The organism is Pseudomonas sp. PDM32 (assembly GCF_019219225.1).
Taxonomy (GTDB): domain Bacteria; phylum Pseudomonadota; class Gammaproteobacteria; order Pseudomonadales; family Pseudomonadaceae; genus Aquipseudomonas; species Aquipseudomonas laurylsulfatiphila.
This window is the reverse complement of record NZ_JAHUWE010000016.1, coordinates 133,495-158,148: the sequence shown is the minus strand read 5'-3', so window position 1 is coordinate 158,148 and position 24,654 is coordinate 133,495. Positions and strand designations below refer to the sequence as shown.

The 24,654-nt window shown below is 59.9% G+C and carries 24 protein-coding genes and 4 tRNA genes; 6 read left to right on the top strand and 22 right to left on the bottom strand.

What is annotated here, in order from left to right:
• Positions 1–56: 56 nt before the first annotated feature.
• Complete coding sequence (locus KW846_RS26585; RefSeq protein WP_007970529.1) at positions 57–1,355, top strand: NAD(P)/FAD-dependent oxidoreductase; 1,299 nt, start codon at positions 57–59, stop codon at positions 1,353–1,355.
• A gap of 203 nt (positions 1,356–1,558) precedes the next feature.
• Here the strand turns inward: KW846_RS26585 and KW846_RS26580 are convergent.
• The 7 genes from KW846_RS26580 to rluD form a co-directional block, all read right to left on the bottom strand.
• Positions 1,559–1,635: transfer RNA gene (locus KW846_RS26580), tRNA-Pro, on the bottom strand.
• 95 nt (positions 1,636–1,730) lie between these two features.
• A tRNA-Lys gene (locus tag KW846_RS26575) sits at positions 1,731–1,806 on the bottom strand.
• Positions 1,807–1,811: 5 nt separating this feature from the next.
• A tRNA-Pro gene (locus KW846_RS26570) sits at positions 1,812–1,888 on the bottom strand.
• A 9-nt stretch (positions 1,889–1,897) separates the two neighbouring features.
• Positions 1,898–1,973 (bottom strand) — tRNA-Asn (locus KW846_RS26565).
• Positions 1,974–2,273: 300 nt separating this feature from the next.
• Positions 2,274–4,838, bottom strand: coding sequence for an ATP-dependent chaperone ClpB (gene clpB, locus KW846_RS26560; protein ID WP_218486068.1), 2,565 nt, complete (start codon positions 4,836–4,838; stop codon positions 2,274–2,276).
• A gap of 130 nt (positions 4,839–4,968) precedes the next feature.
• Positions 4,969–5,694: a peptidoglycan editing factor PgeF gene (gene pgeF, locus KW846_RS26555; protein WP_218486067.1), complete on the bottom strand. Its 726-nt coding sequence runs from the start codon at positions 5,692–5,694 to the stop codon at positions 4,969–4,971.
• Positions 5,691–6,653 (bottom strand): 23S rRNA pseudouridine(1911/1915/1917) synthase RluD, encoded by a 963-nt coding sequence (rluD, locus tag KW846_RS26550; protein ID WP_007990414.1) that lies wholly within the window; start codon positions 6,651–6,653, stop codon positions 5,691–5,693. Before rluD ends, pgeF begins: the two co-directional genes overlap by 4 nt.
• A 151-nt stretch (positions 6,654–6,804) precedes the next feature.
• Here rluD and KW846_RS26545 point away from each other — a divergent pair, with 151 nt between their 5' ends.
• The 3 genes from KW846_RS26545 (at position 6,805) to KW846_RS26535 (ending at position 9,867) form a co-directional block, all read left to right on the top strand.
• Positions 6,805–7,827 (top strand): outer membrane protein assembly factor BamD, encoded by a 1,023-nt coding sequence (locus tag KW846_RS26545; RefSeq protein WP_116581804.1) that lies wholly within the window; start codon positions 6,805–6,807, stop codon positions 7,825–7,827.
• 124 nt (positions 7,828–7,951) lie between these two features.
• Positions 7,952–8,185 carry a PP0621 family protein gene (locus KW846_RS26540; protein ID WP_218486066.1) on the top strand — a complete coding sequence of 78 codons (234 nt, stop codon included), beginning with the start codon at positions 7,952–7,954 and terminating at the stop codon, positions 8,183–8,185.
• A 344-nt stretch (positions 8,186–8,529) separates the two neighbouring features.
• Positions 8,530–9,867, top strand: coding sequence for a sigma-54 dependent transcriptional regulator (locus KW846_RS26535; RefSeq protein ID WP_218486065.1), 1,338 nt, complete (start codon positions 8,530–8,532; stop codon positions 9,865–9,867).
• A gap of 94 nt (positions 9,868–9,961) precedes the next feature.
• On the opposite strand, the gene thiO is transcribed toward KW846_RS26535, so the two are convergent.
• From thiO to KW846_RS26500, 7 genes are read right to left on the bottom strand one after another with little or no spacing between them, the layout of a single operon-like run.
• Complete coding sequence (thiO, locus tag KW846_RS26530; protein ID WP_218486064.1) at positions 9,962–11,062, bottom strand: glycine oxidase ThiO; 1,101 nt, start codon at positions 11,060–11,062, stop codon at positions 9,962–9,964.
• A 57-nt stretch (positions 11,063–11,119) separates the two neighbouring features.
• The gene (locus tag KW846_RS26525; RefSeq protein WP_218486063.1) at positions 11,120–11,521 is read right to left on the bottom strand and encodes a type IV pilin protein; all 402 of its coding nucleotides are present in this window, start codon (positions 11,519–11,521) and stop codon (positions 11,120–11,122) included.
• Between the two features lie 14 nt (positions 11,522–11,535).
• Complete coding sequence (locus tag KW846_RS26520; protein ID WP_218486062.1) at positions 11,536–11,949, bottom strand: hypothetical protein; 414 nt, start codon at positions 11,947–11,949, stop codon at positions 11,536–11,538.
• Entirely contained in the window at positions 11,936–12,415 is a 480-nt protein-coding gene (locus KW846_RS26515; protein WP_218486061.1) for a PilX N-terminal domain-containing pilus assembly protein, read from the bottom strand. Before KW846_RS26515 ends, KW846_RS26520 begins: the two co-directional genes overlap by 14 nt.
• A 10-nt stretch (positions 12,416–12,425) precedes the next feature.
• The gene (locus KW846_RS26510; protein ID WP_218486060.1) at positions 12,426–13,133 is read right to left on the bottom strand and encodes a PilW family protein; all 708 of its coding nucleotides are present in this window, start codon (positions 13,131–13,133) and stop codon (positions 12,426–12,428) included.
• Positions 13,130–13,579, bottom strand: a complete 450-nt coding sequence (gene pilV, locus KW846_RS26505) for a type IV pilus modification protein PilV (protein WP_218486059.1) — start codon at positions 13,577–13,579, stop codon at positions 13,130–13,132. The genes KW846_RS26510 and pilV overlap by 4 nt, the downstream gene beginning before the upstream one ends.
• On the bottom strand, positions 13,576–14,049 hold the full coding sequence (locus KW846_RS26500) for a GspH/FimT family protein (protein WP_218486058.1): 474 nt from the start codon (positions 14,047–14,049) through the stop codon (positions 13,576–13,578). Before KW846_RS26500 ends, pilV begins: the two co-directional genes overlap by 4 nt.
• A gap of 124 nt (positions 14,050–14,173) precedes the next feature.
• On the opposite strand from KW846_RS26500, the gene KW846_RS26495 reads away from it, so the two are divergent.
• Positions 14,174–14,713 carry a GspH/FimT family protein gene (locus tag KW846_RS26495; protein ID WP_218486057.1) on the top strand — a complete coding sequence of 180 codons (540 nt, stop codon included), beginning with the start codon at positions 14,174–14,176 and terminating at the stop codon, positions 14,711–14,713.
• Here the strand turns inward: KW846_RS26495 and ispH are convergent.
• The 6 genes from ispH to murJ form a co-directional block, all read right to left on the bottom strand.
• On the bottom strand, positions 14,682–15,629 hold the full coding sequence (gene ispH, locus KW846_RS26490; RefSeq protein ID WP_015096888.1) for a 4-hydroxy-3-methylbut-2-enyl diphosphate reductase: 948 nt from the start codon (positions 15,627–15,629) through the stop codon (positions 14,682–14,684). The genes KW846_RS26495 and ispH overlap by 32 nt on opposite strands.
• Before the next feature lie 223 nt (positions 15,630–15,852).
• Positions 15,853–16,290, bottom strand: a complete 438-nt coding sequence (gene fkpB / locus KW846_RS26485) for an FKBP-type peptidyl-prolyl cis-trans isomerase (protein ID WP_172435717.1) — start codon at positions 16,288–16,290, stop codon at positions 15,853–15,855.
• A gap of 7 nt (positions 16,291–16,297) precedes the next feature.
• Entirely contained in the window at positions 16,298–16,810 is a 513-nt protein-coding gene (gene lspA / locus KW846_RS26480) for a signal peptidase II (protein WP_007970932.1), read from the bottom strand.
• Positions 16,803–19,634: an isoleucine--tRNA ligase gene (gene ileS / locus KW846_RS26475; protein WP_218486056.1), complete on the bottom strand. Its 2,832-nt coding sequence runs from the start codon at positions 19,632–19,634 to the stop codon at positions 16,803–16,805. The genes lspA and ileS overlap by 8 nt, the downstream gene beginning before the upstream one ends.
• A 13-nt stretch (positions 19,635–19,647) precedes the next feature.
• A complete protein-coding gene (gene ribF, locus KW846_RS26470) occupies positions 19,648–20,586 on the bottom strand; it encodes a bifunctional riboflavin kinase/FAD synthetase (RefSeq protein WP_104451400.1) in 939 nt (312 codons plus the stop codon).
• A gap of 129 nt (positions 20,587–20,715) precedes the next feature.
• Positions 20,716–22,254 (bottom strand): murein biosynthesis integral membrane protein MurJ, encoded by a 1,539-nt coding sequence (gene murJ / locus KW846_RS26465; protein ID WP_218486055.1) that lies wholly within the window; start codon positions 22,252–22,254, stop codon positions 20,716–20,718.
• 252 nt (positions 22,255–22,506) lie between these two features.
• On the opposite strand from murJ, the gene rpsT reads away from it, so the two are divergent.
• Complete coding sequence (rpsT, locus tag KW846_RS26460; protein WP_007970922.1) at positions 22,507–22,785, top strand: 30S ribosomal protein S20; 279 nt, start codon at positions 22,507–22,509, stop codon at positions 22,783–22,785.
• Positions 22,786–22,970: 185 nt separating this feature from the next.
• On the opposite strand, the gene KW846_RS26455 is transcribed toward rpsT, so the two are convergent.
• Positions 22,971–23,435 carry a CreA family protein gene (locus tag KW846_RS26455; RefSeq protein ID WP_015096894.1) on the bottom strand — a complete coding sequence of 155 codons (465 nt, stop codon included), beginning with the start codon at positions 23,433–23,435 and terminating at the stop codon, positions 22,971–22,973.
• 12 nt (positions 23,436–23,447) lie between these two features.
• A complete protein-coding gene (gene proB, locus KW846_RS26450; protein WP_033047437.1) occupies positions 23,448–24,566 on the bottom strand; it encodes a glutamate 5-kinase in 1,119 nt (372 codons plus the stop codon).
• Positions 24,567–24,654: the final 88 nt, after the last annotated feature.

Below are 24,654 nucleotides of genomic sequence, written 5' to 3'. Positions count from 1 at the left end.
CCTTGCGCTCGCTTGGGTAATTGCACCGATTTCTTTTAGCCTTGCGAGTTATCCTTATGTCCCATCGTATTGTCATTGTCGGCGGCGGCGCCGGCGGTCTGGAGTTGGCTACCCGTCTGGGTAAGACTCTGGGCAAGCGCGGTACGGCCAGCGTGATGCTGGTCGACGCCAACCTGACCCACATCTGGAAACCCTTGTTGCACGAAGTGGCGGCCGGATCCCTGAACTCCTCCGAAGACGAACTCAACTATGTCGCCCAGGCCAAATGGAACCACTTCGAGTTCCAGCTGGGGCGCATGAGCGGGCTCGATCGCGCGAATAAGAAAATCCAGTTGGCCGCCACCTACGACGAGGCCGGTCTGGAACTGGTCCCGGCCCGCGAAGTGCCTTACGACTCGCTGGTGATCTCCGTCGGCAGCACCACTAACGATTTCGGCACCCAGGGCGCAGCGCAACACTGCCTGTTCCTCGACACCCGCAAACAGGCCGAGCGTTTCCACCAGCAACTGCTCAATCACTATTTGCGCGCACACGCCGGCCAGACCGACGCAGTCGAACAAATCAGCGTGGCCATCGTCGGCGCCGGTGCCACCGGGGTCGAACTGGCCGCCGAGCTGCACAACGCCGCCCACGAACTGGCGGCCTATGGCCTGGACCGGATCAAACCGGAAAACATGCACATCACCCTGATCGAAGCCGGTCCACGGGTGCTGCCGGCGCTGCCGGAGCGGATTGGCGGGCCTGTGCATAAAACCCTGGAGAAACTCGGGGTCAACGTCATGACCAATGCCGCGGTCAGCGAAGTGACGGCCGACAGCCTGATCACCGCCGACGGCAACGAAATCAAGGCCAGCCTGAAAGTCTGGGCCGCGGGGATTCGCGCGCCGGGTTTCCTCAAGGACATCGATGGCCTGGAAACCAACCGCATCAATCAACTGCAGGTGCTGCCGACGCTGCAAACCACTCGCGATGAGAACATCTTCGCCTTCGGCGACTGCGCCGCCTGCCCGCAACCAGGCAGCGACCGCAATGTGCCACCACGCGCCCAGGCCGCACACCAACAGGCTTCGTTGCTGGCCAAATCGCTGAAACTGCGCATCGAAGGCAAGCCCCTGCCGGAGTACAAGTACACCGACTACGGCTCGCTGATCTCACTGTCGCGTTTTTCGGCTGTGGGTAACCTGATGGGCAACCTCACCGGCAGCGTGATGCTCGAAGGCTGGCTGGCGCGGATGTTCTACGTGTCGCTGTATCGCATGCACCAAATGGCACTGTACGGCCCGTTCCGCACGGCGATGCTGATGTTGGGCAGCAAGATCGGTCGCGGTACCGAGCCACGCCTGAAGCTGCACTGATAACTGCTCACTGTAGGAGCTGTCGCAGGCTGCGATCTTTTGACTTTGCTTTTTGAAGGGCAAGATCAAAAGATCGCAGCCTTCGGCAGCTCCTACAGAGGTACGTGTACACCGACCGGGCGGAACCATTGCGGCCGCAGTGCTCACATCAGGAAAAAAGCAAAAAAAAATCCCCGTATCTTTCGATACGAGGATTTTTAATATGGTCGGGGTAAGGGGATTCGAACTCCTGACATCCTGCTCCCAAAGCAGGCGCGCTACCGGACTGCGCTATACCCCGGTAAAAAAAAGGCACCTTCCAAAGGCGCCTTCTGCGAACAGAGCTTTTGGCGTCTGATCTTAAGATTCGATTCCAGCGTTAACTGGTTTCAAAAATGGTGGGTCGTGTGGGATTCGAACCTACGACCAATTGGTTAAAAGCCAACTGCTCTACCAACTGAGCTAACGACCCAAATATGGTCGGGGTAAGGGGATTCGAACTCCTGACATCCTGCTCCCAAAGCAGGCGCGCTACCGGACTGCGCTATACCCCGGTTTGAAATTGGCTCCGTGACCAGGACTCGAACCTGGGACCCAATGATTAACAGTCATTTGCTCTACCGACTGAGCTATCACGGAACTACACATTTCAATTTACAACTTTGAAGCTTTACTGCGTTCTCTTCGACCCGTTCGCATCGCTGCGTTCGTGTGTCTGAGGCGCGCTATTCTACAATCTTCAGCACCTCTGTCAACCCCCTAAATTGCTTTCAAGTTAATGATTTGCAACTTATTTTGGATTCCAGCTTGGGGAGCGGAAACCCTGGTGGGTGACTGACTGCGGGGCGCACTTTACAAGCCTTTTCCTTTGAGTTCAACAGCCTAACGAAAAAAAGGCCTCGTTATGCGAGGCCTTTTCGATTTTGTTGCCGTTATGGATCAGACGAAGACGATTTCGTCGTTTTCCACCACACCATGAGCGGTATCGCCCGGCATGAACCGACCGGACAGAATCAGCTGCGCCAGCGGGTTCTCGATCCATCGCTGGATAGCGCGCTTGAGCGGCCGTGCGCCGTACACCGGGTCGTAACCGACCGCTATCAGCTTGTCCATGGCCTCAGGGCTGAGCTCAAGCTTCAGCTCGCGCTCGGTCAGGCGGCTACGCAGACGACCCAACTGGATCTCGGTAATGCCGGCGATCTGATCCCGCGCCAACGGTTCGAAAATCACCACTTCGTCGACCCGGTTGATGAACTCCGGCCGGAAGTGGCCGGAAATCGCATCCATCACCGCCGCGCGCTGCGCCTCACGATCACCGACCAGTTCCTGGATCTGCACCGACCCCAGGTTGGAGGTCATGACAATCACGGTGTTCTTGAAATCCACCGTGCGGCCATGGCTGTCGGTCAGACGGCCGTCTTCGAGCACTTGCAGCAAGATGTTGAACACATCCGGGTGCGCCTTCTCGACTTCGTCCATGAGGATCACCGAATACGGCTTGCGACGTACGGCCTCGGTCAGGTAACCGCCCTCTTCATACCCCACATAGCCTGGTGGCGCACCGATCAGGCGAGCCACGGAGTGTTTCTCCATGAACTCGGACATGTCGATCCGCACCATCGCCTCTTCAGTATCAAAGAGGAATTCGGCCAGCGCCTTGCACAGCTCGGTTTTACCGACACCGGTCGGGCCGAGGAACATGAACGAGCCGCTCGGGCGATTCGGGTCGGACAACCCGGCACGCGAACGCCGCACCGCGTTGGAAACGGCCACCACCGCTTCATCCTGGCCGATCACGCGCTGGTGCAACAGGCTTTCCATCTTCATCAGCTTATCGCGTTCGCCTTCGAGCATTTTCGACACCGGAATACCGGTCCACTTCGACACGACTTCGGCGATTTCTTCTTCAGTCACCTTGCTGCGCAGCAACTGGTTTTCGGCTTTGCCATGCTGATCGACCATTTGCAGGCTGCGCTCCAGGTCCGGGATCACCCCGTACTGCAACTCGGCCATGCGGTTCAGGTCGCCTTTGCGGCGGGCCGCTTCCAGTTCCTGACGGGACTGCTCGATTTTCTGCTGGATCTGCGCAGAGCCCTGGACTTCGGCTTTTTCCGAGTTCCAGATTTCTTCGAGATCCGAGTACTCACGCTCGTGACGAGCGATTTCCTCCTGCAATTTTTCCAGACGCTTCTTTGCTGCGTCGTCGCTTTCTTTCTTCAGCGCCTGGGATTCCACCTTCAGCTGAATCAGGCGACGTTCCAGACGATCCAGCACTTCGGGCTTGGAGTCGATCTCCATGCGGATGCGGCTGGCGGCTTCGTCGATCAGGTCGATGGCCTTGTCCGGTAACTGCCGGTCAGTGATGTAGCGATGACTGAGCTTGGCCGCCGCAATGATCGCGCCGTCAGTGATGGCCACCTTGTGGTGAACCTCATAACGCTCCTTGAGGCCACGCAGGATGGCGATGGTGTCTTCTTCGCTCGGCTCGTCCACCAGTACTTTCTGGAAACGTCGCTCGAGAGCGGCGTCCTTCTCTATGTATTGGCGGTATTCGTTCAGCGTGGTGGCACCCACGCAGTGCAGTTCACCGCGGGCCAGGGCCGGCTTGAGCATGTTGCCCGCATCCATCGAGCCTTCGCCTTTACCGGCGCCGACCATGGTGTGCAGTTCGTCGATGAACAGGATGATCTGCCCTTCCTGCTTCGACAGCTCATTGAGCAGGGATTTCAGGCGCTCTTCGAACTCACCGCGATACTTGGCACCGGCAATCAGCGCCCCCATGTCCAGGGACAACAGTCGCTTGCCCTTGAGGCCATCCGGCACTTCGCCATTGATGATGCGCTGGGCCAAGCCTTCGGCGATGGCGGTTTTACCCACGCCAGGTTCACCGATCAGCACCGGGTTGTTCTTGGTACGACGTTGCAGCACCTGGATGGTCCGGCGAATTTCATCGTCACGGCCGATCACCGGATCGAGCTTGCCGTCTTCGGCGCGCTTGGTCAGGTCGACGGTGTACTTGTCCAGGGCCTGGCGTGCTTCTTCGTGGTTCGGGTCGTTGACGGCCTCGCCACCACGCAGGTTGTTGATCGCGTTTTCCAGGGCTTTCTTGCTCACGCCCTGGCCGAGCAACAGCTTGCCGAGCTTGCTGTTCTCGTCCATGGCGGCGAGCAGCACCAGTTCGCTGGAGATGAACTGGTCACCCTTCTGCTGGGCCAGACGGTCAGCCTGGTTGAGCAGGCGCGCCAGATCCTGCGACATGTTGACGTCGCCGGTCGGATTCTGGATTTTCGGTAGCTGGTCGAGCTCTTTGGTCAGCTCTTTACGCAGGCTGTTGACGTCGAAGCCCACCTGCATCAACAGGGGCTTGATCGAGCCGCCCTGCTGCTCGAGCAAGGCTTGCATCAAGTGCGCCGGCTCAATGGCCGGATGATCGTGGCCGACAGCCAGGGATTGGGCATCGGACAACGCTAACTGCAATTTGCTGGTTAAACGGTCTATACGCATGGGTCACCTTCCTTTTGAGCAGGCCGGACCTATAAAACATCCTGAATGAAGAAACCTGCCAGATACCACAATAGATGCGGTCGATTCTGGGAGTTTCAAGCGTCGTGACGTTGATACAGATCAGACAAGTCTAGCGTTCGAGCCAAACCAAGGAGGCAAACCGACCAGTGCGAGGCGCACGGCGGTAAGAAAAGAAGCGCGGGTCGGTCACGGTGCAGAACCCGCCACCATAAACGGCGGTGACACCGCGAGCGGCCAGACGCAAGCGCGCCAGCCTATAGATGTCGGCCATGAACTTGCCGGGGTTTTGGCTCGGCACAAAAGCCTCAGCCGCTTGCGGCAATTGCTCGACGAAAGTCTCGCGCACCTCCGGGCCGACTTCAAAGGCCTGCGGGCCGATGGCCGGGCCGAGCCAGACCAGTACTTCGGCGGATGGCACATTGAGGCTGTCGAGAGTCGCTTCCAGCACACCTGCCGCCAATCCACGCCAACCGGCATGGGCTGCCGCGACACGCGTCCCGGCACGGTCGCAAAACAGCGCAGGCAGGCAGTCCGCAGTCATCGCTGCACAGGCGACCCCCGGCGTTGATGTCCAACTGGCATCAGCCGTGTCCACCCGGCCCGGATCGGCATGAGCCACGACAATGCCGTGGACCTGCTGCAGCCAGGCCGGTTGAATGAAAAAATGATCGGTCAAACGACGGCGATTCTCGGCAACCGCTTCAGGGCTGTCGTCGACGTGATCGCCGAGGTTGAGGCTGTCGAACGGCGCCACACTGACGCCGCCCGCACGGGTGGTCACACAGGCTTTGACCCCGGCCGGCGCGGGCCAGTCAGGAATCAGCCAGTCACTCATCCGATGAACGCCTCGCGGTCTTGCTTGAGCAAGGTCAGCAGCCAGACGAAGTCTTCCGGCAACGGCGATTCCCAGCTCATGCGTTTACCGGTGGTCGGATGATCCAGTTCCAGGAAACGCGCATGCAGCGCCTGACGCGGGAAGTTCTTCAGCGACTCGACCATGGTCGGGTTGGCGGCCGGCGGAATACGGAAACGACCGCCGTAGGCAGGATCTCCGACCAACGGGTAGTTGATGTGCGCCATGTGCACGCGAATCTGGTGCGTACGACCGGTTTCCAGCTTCACCCGCACGTGAGTGTGGGAGCGGAAGCGCTCGAGCACGCGATAATGGCTGACGGCTTGTTTGCCACCTTCCATTACGGCCATGCGCTGGCGTTGCTGGCCGTGACGACCGATCGGCGCGTTGATCTTGCCGCCAGCTGTCACCACACCGATCACGATGCACTCGTAGATCCGGCTGACGCTGCGGCTCTGCAACTGTGTCACCAGCTGCGTCTGCGCCTGAATGGTCTTGGCCACCACCATCAGACCGGTGGTGTCCTTGTCCAGGCGATGCACGATACCGGCGCGGGGCACATTGATGATGTCCGGCACGTGGTGCAGCAAGGCGTTGAGCAAGGTGCCGTCGGCATGACCGGCAGCCGGGTGCACCACCAGGCCCGCAGGCTTGTTGATCACCAGGATGTCGTCGTCTTCGTAGACGATGTCCAGGGCTATGTCTTGAGCGACCCATTCGCCCTGAGCTTCCTGCTCGGCAGTCAACTCAAGGATGGCTCCACCATGGACGATGTCTCGCGGGCGGATAACCGCCCCATCCACAGTCAGGCGGCCGTCTTTGATCCAGGCGGAAAGGCGCGAGCGCGAGTGCTCAGCGAATAATTGTGCGGCGACTTGATCGAGGCGTTGGCCGCCCAATTCGGACGGCACCTCTGCGCGAAGTTCAATTTTATCGGACATGCTCAGACTAGGCGTCGGCACAGCCTTTGGTTTCGGCTGCGCGCTTGTGGTTAAATACGGCGTCTTTTGCCCCGAGGCTTTTCAACGGGGCGCTCATCATAACAGGACGGCCACGCCCAAGACAGCGGCCGTCATAGGGACGCAAGCCGCCATGCAAGTGAAACACCTGCTGCTGATCGCCATCCTCGCATTGACCGCTGCTTGCTCATCGAAGGAAGTCGTAGACGAAAACCTCAGTGAAGTCGAGCTGTACCAACAGGCTCAAAATGACCTGGACAACAGTAGCTACACCTCCGCCATTGCCAAGCTGAAGGCTCTGGAGTCGCGTTATCCGTTCGGTCGCTATGCCGACCAGGCGCAACTCGAACTCATCTACGCCAACTACAAGAACACCGAGCCAGAAGCGGCCAAGTCTGCGGCTGAGCGCTTCATTCGTCTGCACCCACAGCATCCGAACGTCGATTATGCCTACTACCTCAAGGGCCTGACTTCTTTCGACCAGGACGTCGGCCTGCTGGCGCGTTTCCTGCCGCTGGACATGACCAAGCGTGACCCTGGCGCCGCCCGCGACTCCTATAACGAGTTCGCCCAGCTGACCAGCCGCTTCCCGAACAGCCGTTACGCGCCAGATGCCAAGCAGCGCATGATTTACCTGCGCAACCTGCTGGCGGCCTACGAAATTCACGTGGCCGACTACTACCTGACCCGTCAGGCCTATGTCGCTGCGGCAAACCGCGGTCGTTACGTGGTGGAAAACTTCCAGGAAACCCCTTCGGTCGGCGACGGCCTGGCGGTGATGACCGAGGCCTATCAGCGCCTGCACCTGGACGAGCTGGCTGCCACCAGCCTGGAAACCCTGAAGCTCAACTACCCGAACCACCCGACGCTGGTTGACGGCCAGTTCGTGCCGACCGTGGCCGAAGCCGACAACCGTTCGTGGTTGAGCAAGGCGACCCTGGGCCTGATCGAATCCCGTCCGCCACTGCCACCGGGCGAAACCCGCGCCAACCAGGACGTGCAGAAGCAGTTCCAGGACGCCAAGGATGCGATTCCGGCCGAGCTCAAGCCTAAAGACGACAATGGCGACGCGGTCGAAGAAGAAAATCACGAAGCGGAAGGCAACAACAGCGACCGCTCGTGGTTCAGCTACATGACCTTCGGCGTGTTCGACTGACACCTTGGGCTGTGCAAAAGGGAGACTCTCGGGTCTCCCTTTTTTATTTCAACGCTTTATTACACTGTGCGCCTGTCAGGTCCTTGGCTAAACTGCCGGATCATCAGTCGAAAAGCAGCTCACCATGCTTCGTTTATTGTTCTGGATTGTCCTGATTGCCGCTGCCGTATGGTTCTGGCGCAAATTCAAGGGTCAGGCTTCCACCCCCCGGTCCCCTGCCGAACGGGACGCGGCGCCCATGGTCCGCTGCGCCCATTGCGGCGTTCACCTGCCCCGTGACCGCGCGCTGAGTCTCGACCAACGGTGGTATTGCAGCCAGGCTCATCTCGAGCAGGACAAGGGTTCCAGCGGCCGCTGACACTCTCCCGAACTGGCGACCGATCGAGGACTATCATTGGCACCCAAGGAACTGAAAGGCATCGAGTGACGTCTGACGCAGATTATTCAAGACCACTCTCTGCGAATGAACCGGGTAATCGAAAACGTCCTGCACCTGCATCGCCGCGCGCCAATGTCGCCGCCATGGCTTGACCTGAAATCACTGGAAATACTCCATCACGAAGCCCCCGCCCCGCCTATCAAGGGCCCGGGGCTTTATCTGTCCGGCCAGCCGGGCGAAAGCACTCCGTCCCGCCTAGACTTCAAGGCACGCCAGGAAAGCGGCTGCTTTTGCATGACCTTTGCTCACGGACGGAACCTAGTTTGAACACGAGACCACGACAAAAAGTCTTGATCGTCGATGACGAACCAGACATACGCGAACTCCTGGAAATCACCCTGGGAAGGATGAAACTGGAGACGTTCAACGCCCGCAATGTCGGCGAAGCGCAATCGCTGCTGAAAAGCGAAACATTCGATCTCTGCCTGACCGACATGCAATTGCCGGATGGCACCGGCCTGGAACTGGTCCAGCACATCCAGCAACGCCACCCTCAGGTCCAGGTGGCGATGATCACCGCCTATGCCAGCCTCGAAACCGCAATCAATGTGCTCAAGGCCGGTGCATTCGACCTCCTCACCAAACCGGTGGACCTTCCGCGCCTGCGTGAACTGGTCACCAACGCCCTGCTGCTTCCTGCCCGCGGGGTCGACATCGATCGCCGTTTGCTGGGCGACTCATTACCCATGCGCAACCTGCGCAAGCACATCACCAAACTGGCCAACAGTCATGCAACGGTATACATCAGCGGAGAATCCGGCAGTGGCAAGGAATTGGTCGCGCGCCTGATCCATGATCAAAGCCCCCGCGCCAAGCAGCCGTTCATTGCGATCAACTGCGCGGCGATTCCCTCGGAACTGTTGGAGAGCGAGTTTTTCGGCCATCGCAAAGGCAGCTTCAGCGGCGCCATCGAAGACAAACCCGGTCTGTTCCAGACCGCTCACGGCGGCACCCTGCTCCTCGACGAGGTGGCCGACCTACCGCTGGCCATGCAAGTCAAACTGCTACGCGCCATTCAGGAGAAAGCCGTACGCAGCGTCGGCGGGCAGCAGGAAGTGGCGGTGGATGTGCGCATTCTCTGCGCCACACACAAGGACCTTGACGCCGAAGTCGCCGCCGGGCGATTTCGGCATGATCTTTACTACCGTTTGAATGTGATCGAACTCCGGGTGCCGCCCTTGCGCGAGCGTCGCGATGACATCGAGGTGCTGGCCAGCCACATACTCAAGCGCCTGGCCGACGATACGGGTCAACCGGCAGCCAGACTCCACCCCCAAGCCCTCGATGCGCTGAAAAGCTATCGCTTCCCGGGCAATGTGCGGGAACTGGAAAATATGCTCGAACGGGCTCACACCTTGTGCGAGGACAACCAGATCGAAGCCGGTGACCTGCGCCTGGCTGAAGGCAATTGCTCAGCTGAAGGTGGAATGCCGGACCTGACCCGGATCGACAATCTGGACACCTATCTGGAAAACGTCGAACGCCAACTGCTGCTCCAGGCCCTGGAGGAAACCCGCTGGAACCGCACGGCGGCGGCTCAGCGGTTGAATCTGTCATTCAGGTCGATGCGTTACAGGCTCAAGAAACTGGGACTGGATTGAGGCTTTAAAAAGATCGCAGCCGGCGGCAGCTCCTACAGGAGGTGCGCTCCAATCATGTAGGAGCTGCCGCAGGCTGCGATCTTTTTCGCTTGTTTCAAAGTCTCCCAGCAGGCGCATAAGGCGTCGGATCGATAATCGGCGTACGACCCAGCATCACATCGGCAAACAACTGACAGGACGCCGGCGCCAACACAAGTCCGTTACGGTAATGCCCACAGTTGAGCCAGAGCCCGTCAAACCCCGGCACCGGGCCGATATAGGGAATGCCCTCGGGTGATCCCGGGCGCAATCCGGCCCAGTGCCCCACCACTTCGGCATCGGCCAGTGCCGGGATCAATTCCACCGCCGACGCCTTCAGGCTTTCCAGTGCCGCCCCGGTCGGCGTCTTGTCAAAACCTTCATGCTCCAGCGTACTGCCGATCAGTATGTGTCCGTCGCGCCGGGGAATCGCATAACGGCCCTTGGCCAGGACCATGCTTGGCAGGAAATCCGCCGCGCACTTGTAGAGAATCATCTGCCCTTTCACCGGCTCGACCGGCAGCGTCAGATCAAGAAGCTTGAGCAAATCACCGCTCCAGGCCCCTGCCGTCAGGACGACCTGATCGCCGAGAACAGCACCTGTGGCGGTCTGCACACCGACCACTTTGTTGCCGTCACGAACAAACCCGCTGACTTCGCACTGCTCATGGATCGTCACGTTCGGCAGCGCCAGCAACGCGGCCTTGAGCGACTTCACCAGGCGCGGGTTACGCACGTTGGCGACATCGGCCATGTAGATCGCCCGGGAAAAACCGCTGCCCAGCACTGGCACCGCGTCGTGTGCCGCCGAGATATCAACGGCACTCAACGGACGATGTTCCCGGGCGGCCCATGCCAGCGCTTGTGCCTCGTCATCCAGATCCAGCCAATACAGACCGGTGGTATGCACTTCAGGATCAACACCGGTGGCGGCGAACAAGCGCTCGCCCAGTTGTGGATAAAAGTCCTGGGACCAGTGAGCCAACGCGGTGACCGCCGGGCTGTAGCGCCACGGGTAAAGCGGCGAAACGATGCCGCCACCGGCCCAGGACGACTCCTGACCGACGCTCGAGCGATCCAGCAGCACAACGCTTTGCACTTCGGAGGCGAGATTGAAGGCCGTCAGCAAGCCAATCACCCCACCGCCGACAATCACCACTTTCTGTTGCCTGGTCATGTTCTGATCCAATCGTTAAATAGACAGAGGGTGCAAAAAGGCACCCGAAAAGGAAACTCAGCGCCCCCAGCAGTCTTTGCTGGTCAGGCCGGACTTCGCATTGACCATACCCAGTACACCGGTGTTGGTGATAGTCAGATCACCGCATTTGTCAGTGGCCATGCCTGAGTCAGCCTTGCGTACCGCCGTCAGCAGAAAGGTCTGGTCGGTCAGGGCTGGAATGATGCTGTAGTAGTCATTGCCGGCGCTGAGGCCCGTCGCATCGGTGTAGACATTTTTCTGCGAGTAGAAGCGCTCCAGGAGTTGCGCCTGCTCCGAAAGCAGACCCGCCACTTCCGCGCGACGGCCCTTGTTCAGGTACTCGGTGAAACTCGGGGCGGCAATGGTCATGACAATCCCGATGATCGCAATCACGATCATGATTTCGATCAGGGTAAAACCGCGGTTGGAACTACGCATGCCTCAACTCTCACTTACTGTATTTGTCGCCACATGATGCGACGGCTGCCGCCGGATTTTTCCATCCCCGGCGCATCGTCGCCAGTGGAATCGTTTACGGCCCCGCCATTGTCACCGGGATCCTGGGTCGAATGCTCTCCGACAAAGATCACACCCTCGGACAGCGTGTCGAGGTTGTCGACCACTCCATCGGCGTTGCTGTCGAGCATCTTAACGCTGATCGCTTCGGGCAGCTTCAGGCAGACGGCTTTCAAGCCCTGATTGCCATGATAGAAACCGTACCAGTTGCCATTCGCCAGACAGGTTGGCCGGTTCAGCGCTGGCGAATCCGCTGGCGTGGCTGCGTGCGCCGACAACGACAGGTCAAGCGCGACCACGGCACCGAACAGGTGTAACCATAACCTGCCAGGTCGCTCAGTACTTCGCATAGATACTCTCCACCACACTGCGCGAATGCCCCGCGATGCCGACTGCCGTTACACGATACAAGGTCGCCGGGGTATTGATTGGCACATTCACCGCATCCCGGCTGACACCGATGTTTTGCACGCCATAAAAGCCCTTGCCCGATGCAATCCAGGTCACTCCGGAAGTGGCGTTGAAACCGGCTGCGGTAATAGTCGAGGACTCGGACGGTGGTGCACATTGAACGATGCCGCTGCAAACAGGTAACGCATAACTGTCCCGTTGCACGCCACTCTCGCCCACCCGCAATGCTGCCTCGGCACTCTGAAACGACTGGTTGTGCAAGGCGACGCTACCGGCCATTTTTTCCTGCAGGGTCGCGCTCTGCATCGAGGAGAGGCCAATCAGCGTCAGCAAGAGCAAGAACACCAGACTGACCAGCAGCGCCATGCCGCGCTGGGAATAATACGTCATGGGAGAACGACTCAATGGCATCCCCTCATGGCAAGCGGTTGCGCAGTGCGGCAACCACGTTGAAGGTTTGATCGCTCACCCGGCGGTTCGGATCGGTGAGGGTCAGGCTCAGGCGTACGCTACGAATCAGCGCGGGGTCCGGCGGGTTGCTGCTGTAGCGGGATGCAGACAGATCAGTGGCCGTGCTGGCCAAGCCGAAGCTCACGTCGAAGGCGCCGACATTGTCCACCAGTACCTGGTCTGCTGCGGCCCCGCCCTTCATGAGCAATTGGTTGTTACTGAACCTGTAAGTCAGCCGCCGGATCGGAAATGCCTGCTGCCCTGCCGCTGGCGTCCGGCCTTCACTGTAGGCCGTCGAATGGGTTCTACAATCGGAAAGCACAGTCCAGTCCGGCTTGTCGCCATTGCTGCCAACATCCGACATCACCAGCGTCAACTGGCGGCCGCCGTTGTCCCAACGAATCGGCGTTTGCTGACTGGCATGGAAATCACCGTTCTTACTTGAATCAGTGATCGTTTTCAGACAACCGAACATCCCGACCATGCGGATTTCCTTGATCATTTTGCTCAACACAAAACGTGCATCCTCCTGCATGTTCGCGGCCGCATTCTGGCTGAGATAGGTGTTCTTGGCCGCGATGAAAACCTGCACCACGCCGAGCACCACGATCAGGCTCAATGCCAGGGCGATCAGCAACTCGACCAGGCCAAAGCCTTTGCTGCAACGAGTCATGGGGTCGCCCCCGGATCGACGGCCGTGCGGCTGGTCAGGACGAAGCTGCGCCGCGAGTCGGCAGTATTCGCGGCCCGTGAGTCGTCCCAGTTGATCGTGATGGTGTACACCTGCTGGTTGACGGTGACCCTGCCGGTCGCGGTGGCGCCGAGTGAGCTGACAATGTTGGCGTTGAAGTCAAAGAGGTCCTGATCCCGGGCAACGTCCGGATTGCCCGAAGCCGGAGGCGCAATGGTGTAGTCCGCAGCGGCGTTGGCGCGAATGCGGTCCAGCATGTCGTAAGCGATAAAACTGGCCTGACTGGTCATGCGCGCGCTGTCCGTGTACTTCAGCGCATTGAGCTGAAACGCCGCTGCGCCCAGCAACCCCACTCCCAGAATGACTAACGCCACCAGGACTTCGACCAGCGTCATGCCCTCCTGCGAGCCTTGCATCCCTGCCCTCATCCGCAACGTCCACCCAATAGAATTCGTCCGTTCAAACACACTGTCAGCGTCCTGCTTTGTGCTCCCCGTCCATAGCTGATCACCACCTCCGAGGACGGCGATGACAATCCGCCCAGACTGTTGAAATCGATAGCAGTGACGCCAGAGGTTAGCGCCAGAGTTGCGCCGTTGCTCATCGCCGGAACAACCCGCAATACATTGGCCAAAGTGCCATTACCGTCGTAAATCGCCAGCTCCCCACTCCAGACATCCCCGCCGGCTGTCGGCCGCACCCGTGTGGTAGTGCCCCGATCGATGGCTTCGAGCCGGGCAACATTCAACGCTCGCTGCAGGTCCGCGATTTCGGTATCAGCCCTGGTTGTTTGGGTCGAGCGGGTAAACGCCGGGACGGCCATAGTCAGCAGGATCAGAAGAATCGCGAGCGCGATCAGCAACTCGATCAGCGTGAAACCTTTTGTACGATGCTCCATCGGGCCCTTCTGCTTCCTTCGGCTATACCTGCTGTTGCGCAGCACAACGTTCGAACGATGCTGTGCGTTGCCATTTCTCGCGCACGGATTGCGCGAGCCACAGCACGCCACGGAGGGAAATATCATGCGGCAATACGGCTTCAGCCTGATCGAACTGCTCATGGGACTGGCAATTACAGGAATTGTTCTGCTTCTGGTGACTCCGGCGTTCGCAACGCTGATCGAGTCGAACCAAAGACAGCAAGCGGCGCAGGCTCTTTTCAGTGATATTCGCGCCGCCCGGAGCGAAGCCATCGTCCGCAACCAGGCCGTGGTGATTCACGGCATCAATGGCGACTGGAGCCAAGGCTGGCGGATGATCCTGGATATCAGCGGCAAGGGGGAGATGGACAGCGACAATCCACTGTTGGCCGAACGCCAGAGCGGCGCACGCGTGTCGATTGCAGGGAACGGTTCGGTCGAAAGCTCAATACGATTCAAAGGACAGGGCGAAGCACTGATTGGAGGAACGTTACACATTTGCGGCGTTCGCGAACCGGTAAGCCGACACCAAGTGGTCTTGGCACGGACCGGTCGCGTCAGCCTGCGCAACGACAAGGTTGAGCAGGCGTTATGCGGGAAAAGGACTGAATTCAGAGCAACGAGCGAACGCGCAGTTCTTTAGGCATCGAGAACGTGATGTTCTCCTCGCGACCGGCCAGCTCATCGGCACCGGTGGCACCCCAGGCCTGCAACTGCTGGATCACGCCGCGCACCAGGACTTCCGGGGCGGATGCGCCAGCCGTGATGCCGATACGCTCGACGCCGTCGAACCAGCTCTTTTGGAGGTCTTCGGCACCGTCGATCAGGTAGGCCGGAGTGGACATGCGCTCTGCCAGCTCGCGCAAGCGATTGGAGTTGGAACTGTTCGGGCTGCCGACCACCAGCACCACATCACACTCGTCGGCCAGTTGCTTGACCGCGTCCTGACGGTTTTGCGTGGCGTAGCAAATGTCGTCCTTACGCGGTCCGCCGATGGCCGGAAAGCGCGAACGCAGGGCATCGATAACGCGACTGGTATCGTCCATCGACAAGGTGGTCTGGGTCACGAAGGCGAGCTTTTCAGGGTTGTTCACCTGCAACGCCGCCACATCTTTCTCGTCTTCGACCAGGTAGATCGCGCCACCGTTGCTGGCATCGTACTGGCCCATGGTGCCTTCGACTTCCGGGTGACCGGCGTGGCCGATGAGAATGCACTCTCGGCCGTCACGGCTGTAGCGCGCCACTTCGATGTGGACTTTGGTCACCAGCGGGCACGTGGCATCGAACACTTTCAGCCCGCGGCCAGCCGCTTCGCTGCGCACGGCCTGGGAAACGCCGTGTGCACTGAAGATCACAATGACGTCGTCCGGCACCTGATCCAGCTCTTCGACAAAGATCGCGCCACGGGAGCGCAGGTCCTCGACGACAAATTTGTTGTGGACCACTTCGTGGCGTACGTAGATCGGCGGCCCGAAGACTTCCAGGGCGCGGTTGACGATTTCGATCGCCCGGTCCACACCGGCACAGAAGCCACGGGGGTTGGCGAGTTTGATTTGCATGCTGTGCCTCGTGTCTTGCGCGCGAAAACAATGAAAAACACTGTGGGAGCGAGCCTGTTGTGGCGAGGGGGCTTGCCCCCGTTCGATTGCGCAGCAATCGTAAAACAGTCACCGCTGACTCATTCAGAATCGCGGAGGCCGGTTTCAGGGGCGCTTCGCCCCCCAACGGGGCGATGCGGCGTTCCGACAAGCCCCCTCGCCACACAAGCCCGCTCCCACACTTTTACAGCGCTTTGACGGAAATGATTTCCACGTCAAAGGTCAGCGTCTTGCCCGCCAGCGGGTGGTTGAAGTCGATGGTCACTTGCGCGTCATCGAACTCTTTCACCACGCCCGGCAGTTCAGTATTGGCCGCATCGTTGAAGATCACCAGCAAACCCGGCGACAGCTCCATGTCTGCAAATTGCGAGCGCGGAATGATCTGCACGTTTTGCGGGTTCGGCTGTCCGAACGCGTTTTCCGGCTCGATGCTCAGTGTACGCTTGTCACCGGCCTTGAAACCGAACAGGGCTGCTTCGAAACCTGGCAACAGATTGCCGTCACCGACCTTGAAGGTCGCAGGGGCTTTGTCGAAGGTGCTGTCCACCGTGTCGCCATTCTCCAGGCGCAATGCGAAATGCAAGGTGACTTCCGTGTTCTGGCCGATACGTTGCTCAGCCAATACCTGTTCAGTCATGAACGGTTTCTCCGGTCTTTTTACTTTTGAACATATCCAGTGCCAGCATGACAGCACCTACCGTGATTGCACTGTCGGCAAAGTTGAACGCCGGGAAATACCAGCGGTTCTGCCAATGCACCAGAATGAAATCGATCACATGGCCCAAGGCAATGCGGTCATACAGATTGCCCAGCGCGCCGCCGAGCACCAGCGCCAGCGCGACCGCCAGCCAGGTCTCGTTGCGCCCCAGACGCTTGAGCCACACCACCAGCACCGCACTGACCACGACTGCGATCAAGGCGAACAGCCAGCGCTGCCAACCGGAGCTGTCAGCCAGGAAGCTGAATGCCGCGCCAGTGTTGTAGGCCAGGGTCCAGCTGAAGTAATCGGGGATGATCACGATCTGCTGGTACATCTGGAGCTTGCCTTCGAAGTAGAACTTGCTGGCCTGGTCGATGACCAGGACCAGCAAACTCAACCAGAGCCAGCTCAGCCGTCCGAAACGGCCAACGGCATTAGGCATAGTGACGGACCTCGCCAGCGCCGCTGATGTTGTCCACGCAACGACCGCAGATTTCCGGATGCTCCGGGTTCACGCCGACGTCTTCGCGGCAGTGCCAGCAACGGGCGCATTTGGCGTGGGCCGACTTGACGATCTTCAGCTTCAGGCCGCTGACTTCCGTAACGACCGCGTCCTCGGGTGCCTTCACAAACGGTGCAACGCTGGCAGTCGAAGTGATCAGCACGAAACGCAGTTCGTTGCTCAGCTTGGCCAGGTCGGCAGTCAGCGCGTCTTCGGCGAACAGCGTCACTTCGGCTTGCAGGTTGCCACCGACCGCCTTGGCTGCACGCTGGATTTCCATCTCTTTGTTGACCGCAACCTTCACTTCCATGATGCGGTCCCAGTAAGCGCGACCCAGCTCGAAGCCTTCCGGCAGCTCGCTAAGGCCTTCGTACCAGGTGTTGAGCATGACGGACTCGTTACGCTCGCCCGGCAGGTACTGCCACAGTTCGTCGGCGGTGAACGCCAGGATCGGTGCGATCCAGCGCACCAGCGCCTCGGAGATGTGGAACAGCGCAGTCTGGCACGAACGGCGGGCCTTGCTGTCGGCGCCGGTGGTGTACTGGCGATCCTTGATGATGTCGAGATAGAAGCCACCCAGCTCCTGCACGCAGAAGTTGTGGATCTTCGAGTACACGTTCCAGAAGCGGTATTCACTGTAGTGCTCTTGCAGCTCGCGTTGCAGCAGCAGTGTACGGTCCACGGCCCAACGGTCCAGCGCCAGCATTTCTTCGGCCGGCAGCAGGTCGGTGGCCGGGTTGAAACCGGTCAGGTTCGACAGCAGGAAGCGCGCGGTGTTACGGATACGCCGGTAGGCGTCCGCACTGCGTTGCAGGATCTGCTCGGAAACGGCCATTTCACCCGAGTAATCGGTCGAGGCAACCCACAGGCGCATGATGTCGGCGCCCAGGGTGTCGTTGACTTTCTGCGGCGCGATCACGTTGCCCAGGGACTTGGACATCTTGCGGCCGGATTCATCGACGGTGAAGCCGTGGGTCAGCAGTTCGCGGTACGGCGCGTGATTGTCGATGGCACAACCGGTCAGCAGCGACGAGTGGAACCAGCCGCGGTGTTGGTCCGAGCCTTCCAGGTACAGGTCGACGCGCGGGCCGGTTTCGTGGCCCATCGGGTGCGAACCGCGCAGGACGTGCCAGTGCGTGGTGCCCGAATCGAACCAGACGTCCAGGGTGTCGCTGATCTTGTCGTACTGCGGCGCTTCGGCGCCCAGCAGCTCGGCGGCGTCCAGTTTGAACCAGGCTTCGATGCCTTCGACTTCGACGCGCTTGGCAACTTCTTCCATCAGTTCGACGGTACGTGGGTGCAGCTCGCCGCTTTCCTTGTTCAGGAAGAACGGGATCGGCACACCCCAGTTGCGCTGACGGGAGATGCACCAGTCCGGACGGTTAGCGATCATCGAGTGCAGGCGCGCCTGGCCCCAGGCCGGGACGAACTGGGTATCTTCAATGGCCTTGAGCGAGCGCTGGCGCAGGGTGTCGCCAGTGGTCGGCTGCTTGTCCATGCCGATGAACCACTGCGCGGTGGCGCGGTAGATCAGCGGGGTCTTGTGGCGCCAGCAGTGCATGTAGCTGTGTTCGATGACGGTGGTGTGCAGCAGCGCACCGACTTCGGTCAATTTGTCGACGATGGCCGGGTTGGCCTTCCAGATAAACTGGCCGCCGAAGAATTCCAGCGAAGGCACGTACACGCCGTTGCTTTGTACCGGGTTGAGGATGTCATCGTTGACCATGCCGTACTTCTTGCAGGTCACGAAGTCGTCCACGCCGTAAGCCGGTGCGGAGTGAACCACGCCAGTACCGGCGCCCAGTTCGACGTAGTCGGCCAGGTATACCGGCGACAGGCGGTCGTAGAACGGGTGACGGAAGTTGATCAGTTCCAGCGCCGATCCAGCAGCGGTAGCGATCACCGAACCTTCCAGCGAGTAGCGCGCCAGGCACGACTCGACCAGCTCTTCAGCCAGCACCAGCAGCTTGTCGCCGACGTCGACCAGGGCGTAGTTGAATTCCGGGTGGACGTTCAACGCCTGGTTGGCCGGGATGGTCCACGGGGTGGTGGTCCAGATCACGATCGATGCCGGTTTGCCCAAGGCAGGCAGACCGAAGGCGGCAGCCAGCTTGGCTTCGTCGGCAATCGGGAAGGCCACGTCGATGGTCGAGGACTTTTTGTTCTCGTACTCGACTTCCGCTTCAGCCAGGGCCGAACCGCAGTCGAAGCACCAGTTCACGGGCTTCAAGCCCTTGAACACGAAACCGCCCTTGACGATTTCAGCCAGGGCACGGATTTCCCCGGCCTCGTTCTTGAAGTCCATGGTCTTGTACGGGTTGGCGAAGTCGCCCAGCACGCCCAGACGGATGAACTCGGATTTCTGCCCTTCGATCTGCTCGGTGGCATAGGCGCGGCACAGTTCGCGGGTCTTGTCCGCGCCCAGGTTCTTGCCGTGGGTCACTTCGACCTTGTGCTCGATCGGCAGGCCGTGGCAGTCCCAGCCCGGGACATAAGGCGCGTCGAAGCCCGACAGGGTCTTCGAGCGGATGATCATGTCCTTGAGAATCTTGTTCAGCGCATGACCGATGTGAATCGTGCCGTTGGCGTACGGAGGGCCGTCGTGCAATACGAACTTCGGACGATCCTTGCCAATTTCGCGCAACTTACCGTACAGGCCAATACTGTCCCAGCGCTGCAGGATCTGCGGTTCGCGCTGTGGCAGGCCGGCCTTCATTGGGAAGGCGGTGTCCGGAAGGTTTAGCGTGGCTTTATAGTCGGTCATTTAAGGCTCTTCATTAGCGATGGGCGCTAGGTGCGGCTAGTGCACGGGCGGCGGCGACATCCGCGCTGATCGCCGTTTTCAGTGCCTCCAGAGAGGCGAAACGCTGCTCTTCACGCAGCTTGTGGTGGAAAACCACCGTTAAACGCCGGTCATACAGATCGCCGGCAAAATCTAAAAGATGCACTTCCAGGTGGGCTTTGCCATCACCTTGAACCGTGGGCCGCACGCCGATATTGGCGACGCCGGGCCAGGTCTTGCCATCGATCTCGACGTCCACCAGGTAAACCCCGGTAAACGGTACGCGACGGCGCTTGAGTTGTATGTTGGCCGTAGGCGTACCCAACTGCCGAGCGAGCTTCTGTCCATGCAATACGCGACCGGCGATCCGGTACGGCCGCCCGAGGAGGCGTTCGGCCAGGGCGAAATCCGCGGCGGCCAGGGCATTGCGGACCTGCGTACTGCTGACCCGGATACCATCCAGCTCGACGGTTTGCGCCGCTTCGACGGTAAATCCCTGAAGGATGCCGGCCTGTTGCAGGAAATCGAAATCTCCCGCGCGGTCACAACCGAAACGGAAGTCATCACCGACCTCCAGGTGCTGGACACCCAGGCCGTCGACCAGAATGGTATCGACGAACTCGCTGGCGCTGAGTTTGCTCAGGCGCTGGTTGAAAGCCAGGCACAGAACGCGGTCGACGCCTTCGGCGGCCAACAATTGCAGCTTGTCCCGCAGACGGGCCAGACGGGCCGGTGCGGTCTCCGGAGCGAAGAACTCGCGCGGTTGCGGCTCGAAAATCACCACGCAACTGGGCACACCCAACTCGAGCGCACGCTCACGCAGCCGCGCCAGGATAGCCTGGTGGCCACGGTGTACACCGTCAAAGTTGCCAATAGTGGCGACACAGCCCCGATGCTGGGGGCGCAGATTGTGGAGGCCTCGAACCAGCTGCATAACGCGCTTCTTGCTCATAAAGTGGTCGATTATAACCACACCCGGCGGCCGACGACAGGCAACACCGTAACCCAAAGTGATCGAGCCGACAAAACCGCCGGCCCGCCCGTGTTTATCGAGGCCTGAACCTCAGCCAAGCGTCTTGCGATTGAAGTCGCGCAAACGGAAGCCCATCAACACTAACATGCCGAAATAAGCCACTACACCAGCAACGACCAAGGCACCCAGACGCAGGAAACGCTCAAGCATCTGCCCCTCACCCCAGGCCGGCATGAAATGCATCCCTGCCAGCAACACGCCAGACATCACCGCCACCGCAATCACCAGCCTGAAACCGAACTTTGCCCAGCCCGGTTGCGGCTGGTACATCTGCTGTTTACGCAGCTGATAAAAGAGCAACCCCGCATTGAGGCAGGCGCCGGCGCTGATGGCGAGCGCCAGGCCCGCGTGAGCCAGAGGACCAATCAGCAGCAGGTTAAACAACTGAGTGACGACCAGCGTGAAAATTGCGATTTTCACCGGCGTGCGGATGTTTTGTTGCGCATAAAAGCCCGGCGCCAGCACTTTAATCACGATGATTCCGAGCAACCCGACGGAATAGGCGATCAACGCACGCTGGGTCATGGCCGCATCATGGGCATCAAACTGACCATACTGGAACAGGGAAACCGTCAGCGGTTCGGCCAGAATCCCCAGCGCCAGGGCGCAAGGCAATACCAGCACGAAGCACAGACGCAGGCCCCAATCGAGGATGCGCGAGTATTCGTGGCGATCCTTGCTGGCGTAGGTCTTGGCCAGGGTCGGCAGCAAAATCGTCCCCAACGCCACGCCCAACACCCCGGACGGCAGCTCCATCAAACGGTCGGCGTAGTACATCCACGACACGGAACCGGCAACCAGGAAAGACGCGAAGATCGTATTGATGATCAGCGAAATCTGGCTCACCGAGACACCGAGAATGGCCGGCAACATTTGCTTCATGACACGCCACACACCGCTGTCACGCAGGTTCAGGCGCGGCAGTACGAGCATGCCGATCTTTTTCAGGTGCGGTAGCTGATAGAGCAACTGCGCCAGGCCGCCGACCAGTACTGCCCAGCCGAGCGCCATGACGGGCGGATCGAAGTACGGCGTCAAAAACACCGAAAAGATGATCATGCTGACGTTCAGCAGGGTCGGCACGAAGGCTGGCACCGAAAAGCGGTTCCAGGTATTGAGGATCGCGCCGGCCAACGACGACAGGGAAATCAACAGGATGTAGGGAAAGGTCACCCGCAACAGACTGGAGGTCAGTTCGAATTTTTCCGGCGTGTCGGTGAAACCCGGCGCGGTGACCCAGATGACCCACGGTGCGGCGATCATGCCCAACGCTGTGACCAGCGCGAGCACCAGTGTCAGCAGGCCCGAGACGTAGGCGATGAAGGTACGCGTCGCCTCTTCGCCCTTCTGGCTTTTATATTCGGCAAGAATCGGCACGAACGCTTGGGAAAACGCTCCTTCGGCAAAGATCCGTCGCAGCAGATTGGGCAATTTGAAGGCGATAAAGAAGGCGTCAGTCGCCATTCCTGCGCCAAATGTGCGCGCGATGAGGGTGTCTCGGACAAATCCCAGAATCCGGGAAAGCATCGTGATAGAGCTGACGGCGGCCAACGATTTGAGCAGATTCATGGAAAGAGTTTGTGCCTGTCGATAAACAGCAGGCGAACTACGCGCCTACTTGTGCGATACTCCGCGCCGCAACAGCACAGAGCCAAAGCTCGCGAGTTTACAGGTCACACGCCGGAAAGAAATATCCCGTCGCACCACGCCTACCACTTAGCGGAACGTTTCAAGCGCCCTTGACAAGACTTCAACTCATCGGCATGATTCGCGGCCTATTTTGTTTGCTATTTCCTAAAAAGTCTTTCGAGGAGCTCGACGGTGGCCAACTCACCTTCCGCCAAAAAACGTGCAAAACAGGCTGAGAAGCGTCGCAGCCACAACGCCAGCCTGCGTTCCATGGTTCGTACCTACATCAAGAATGTAGTTAAGGCCATCGACGCAAAAGACGCTGCCAAAGCTCAAGCCGCTTACGTTCTGGCTGTGCCAGTTATCGACCGTATGGCCGATAAAGGCATCATCCACAAGAACAAGGCCGCTCGTCATAAGAGCCGCCTGAATGGCCACGTCAAGGCCCTGAACGTTGCCGCTGCTGCCTAAGCGACACGCTCATTAAAAAACCGACCTCAGGGTCGGTTTTTTATTGCCTGTGATTTGATGCACCCACCACAAAAAAACTGTGGGAGCGAGCCTGCTCGCGAAGAGGCCATCACATTCAGCATCATCACTGACTGTCACGCCGCCTTCGCGAGCGGGCTCGCTCCCACATTTGGATCTGCACTAGCTTATTGGGCGTGCGCCCACGGCAGAATCGGAATCGCCGTCACCGCATTCTGCGGACTGCCCTCAATCAAGCGATCGCTGTACACCAGGTACACCAGCGTATTGCGCTTCTTGTCGAGGAAGCGCACCACCTGCATGGTCTTGAACACCAGGGACGTGCGCTCCTTGAATACCTCGTCGCCATCCTTGAGCTCACCCTTGAAGCTGATCGGCCCGACCTGCCGGCAGGCGATGGACGCCTCGGCACGATCCTCGGCCAATCCAAGACCACCCTTGACCCCGCCCGTCTTGGCGCGCGACAGATAGCAGGTCACACCCTCGACCTTGGGATCATCAAAGGCCTCGACCACGATCCGGTCATTTGGCCCGACGAACTTGAACACCGTCGACACCTGACCGATTTCCTCGGCCGAAGCCAGCAGCGGCATCGCCAACAGCAATCCCAACAATCCTTTTGCCACGCGCATTCAGGTATTCCTTCAGACCAGGATCAGGTTATCGCGGTGAACCAGTTCCGGCTCCGCCATGTAACCCAGCAGACCGACAATCGCCTCGGACGACTGACCGATGATTTTTTGCGCTTCCAGCGCGCTGTAGTTGGCCAGGCCGCGGGCAATCTCACGACCGTCCGGCGCCACGCAAACCACCATCTCGCCGCGACGGAAGCTACCCTGCACCAATTTGACCCCGACCGGCAGCAAGCTCTTGTTGCCCTGGGACAACGCGGTCACCGCGCCGGCATCCAACACCAGGGTGCCACGGGTTTGCAGATGACCGGCCAGCCACTGCTTGCGTGCCGCCAGCATGCCGCGCTCCGGCGACAGCAGGGTGCCGATGCGCTCGCCCGCCTTGAGGCGATCCAGCACACGCTCAAGCCGCCCTCCGACGATGATGGTGTGAGCACCGGAACGGGCCGCCAGGCGCGCCGCGCGCAGCTTGGTCTGCATACCGCCGCGCCCCAGCGCCCCGCCCGTACCGCCCGCCACCGCATCGAGCGCCGGATCATCGGCACGCGCTTCGTAAATCAGCTGGGCATCCGGATTGTTGCGCGGATCGGCGTCGAACATGCCATCGCGATCCGTCAGGATCACCAGCAAATCCGCCTCGACCAGGTTCGCCACCAGCGCCGCCAGGGTGTCGTTGTCGCCGAAACGGATTTCGTCGGTGACCACGGTGTCATTCTCGTTGATGACCGGAATGACCTTGAGCTCGACCAATGCGCGCAAGGTACTGCGGGCGTTCAGGTAGCGCTTGCGGTCGGACAGGTCGTCGTGGGTCAGGAGAATCTGCGCGGTATGCCGGCCGTGCTCGGCAAAGCTCGACTCCCAGGCCTGCACCAGCCCCATCTGGCCGATTGCAGCAGCGGCCTGAAGCTCGTGCATCGCACTGGGTCGCGAAGTCCAGCCCAAGCGGCTCATACCGGCCGCCACCGCCCCGGAGGACACCAGCACCAGCTCGACACCCGCCTCATGCAAGGCCACCATCTGCTCAACCCAGACACCCATTGCCGCGCGATCCAGGCCCTTGCCGTCCGCCGTCAGCAAAGCGCTGCCGATCTTCACGACCCAACGCTGCGCACCTGTCACCTTGCTCCGCATCATCTTCAACCTTAGCTTGAGGACAGCGCGACCTGGCACTGCCCGTGACGTTATTCGTGGCTATTTGCGACCAACGATTTACAGATAC

Bases quoted from the DNA above. Each gene is read 5' to 3' on its own strand.
- proB (WP_033047437.1), bottom strand. From the start codon at position 24,566: ATGCGGAGCAAGGTGACAGGTGCGCAGCGTTGGGTCGTGAAGATCGGC.
- pgeF (WP_218486067.1), bottom strand. From the start codon at position 5,694: ATGAGTGACTGGCTGATTCCTGACTGGCCCGCGCCGGCCGGGGTCAAA.
- KW846_RS26545 (WP_116581804.1), top strand. From the start codon at position 6,805: ATGCAAGTGAAACACCTGCTGCTGATCGCCATCCTCGCATTGACCGCT.
- clpB (WP_218486068.1), bottom strand. From the start codon at position 4,838: ATGCGTATAGACCGTTTAACCAGCAAATTGCAGTTAGCGTTGTCCGAT.
- ispH (WP_015096888.1), bottom strand. From the start codon at position 15,629: ATGCAAATCAAACTCGCCAACCCCCGTGGCTTCTGTGCCGGTGTGGAC.
- rluD (WP_007990414.1), bottom strand. From the start codon at position 6,653: ATGTCCGATAAAATTGAACTTCGCGCAGAGGTGCCGTCCGAATTGGGC.
- KW846_RS26455 (WP_015096894.1), bottom strand. From the start codon at position 23,435: ATGCGCGTGGCAAAAGGATTGTTGGGATTGCTGTTGGCGATGCCGCTG.
- KW846_RS26585 (WP_007970529.1), top strand. From the start codon at position 57: ATGTCCCATCGTATTGTCATTGTCGGCGGCGGCGCCGGCGGTCTGGAG.
- murJ (WP_218486055.1), bottom strand. From the start codon at position 22,254: ATGAATCTGCTCAAATCGTTGGCCGCCGTCAGCTCTATCACGATGCTT.
- KW846_RS26520 (WP_218486062.1), bottom strand. From the start codon at position 11,949: ATGCGAAGTACTGAGCGACCTGGCAGGTTATGGTTACACCTGTTCGGT.
- KW846_RS26510 (WP_218486060.1), bottom strand. From the start codon at position 13,133: ATGACTCGTTGCAGCAAAGGCTTTGGCCTGGTCGAGTTGCTGATCGCC.
- KW846_RS26500 (WP_218486058.1), bottom strand. From the start codon at position 14,049: ATGGAGCATCGTACAAAAGGTTTCACGCTGATCGAGTTGCTGATCGCG.
- pilV (WP_218486059.1), bottom strand. From the start codon at position 13,579: ATGAGGGCAGGGATGCAAGGCTCGCAGGAGGGCATGACGCTGGTCGAA.
- ribF (WP_104451400.1), bottom strand. From the start codon at position 20,586: ATGCAGCTGGTTCGAGGCCTCCACAATCTGCGCCCCCAGCATCGGGGC.
- KW846_RS26525 (WP_218486063.1), bottom strand. From the start codon at position 11,521: ATGCGTAGTTCCAACCGCGGTTTTACCCTGATCGAAATCATGATCGTG.
- KW846_RS26540 (WP_218486066.1), top strand. From the start codon at position 7,952: ATGCTTCGTTTATTGTTCTGGATTGTCCTGATTGCCGCTGCCGTATGG.
- lspA (WP_007970932.1), bottom strand. From the start codon at position 16,810: ATGCCTAATGCCGTTGGCCGTTTCGGACGGCTGAGCTGGCTCTGGTTG.
- KW846_RS26495 (WP_218486057.1), top strand. From the start codon at position 14,174: ATGCGGCAATACGGCTTCAGCCTGATCGAACTGCTCATGGGACTGGCA.
- thiO (WP_218486064.1), bottom strand. From the start codon at position 11,062: ATGACCAGGCAACAGAAAGTGGTGATTGTCGGCGGTGGGGTGATTGGC.
- ileS (WP_218486056.1), bottom strand. From the start codon at position 19,634: ATGACCGACTATAAAGCCACGCTAAACCTTCCGGACACCGCCTTCCCA.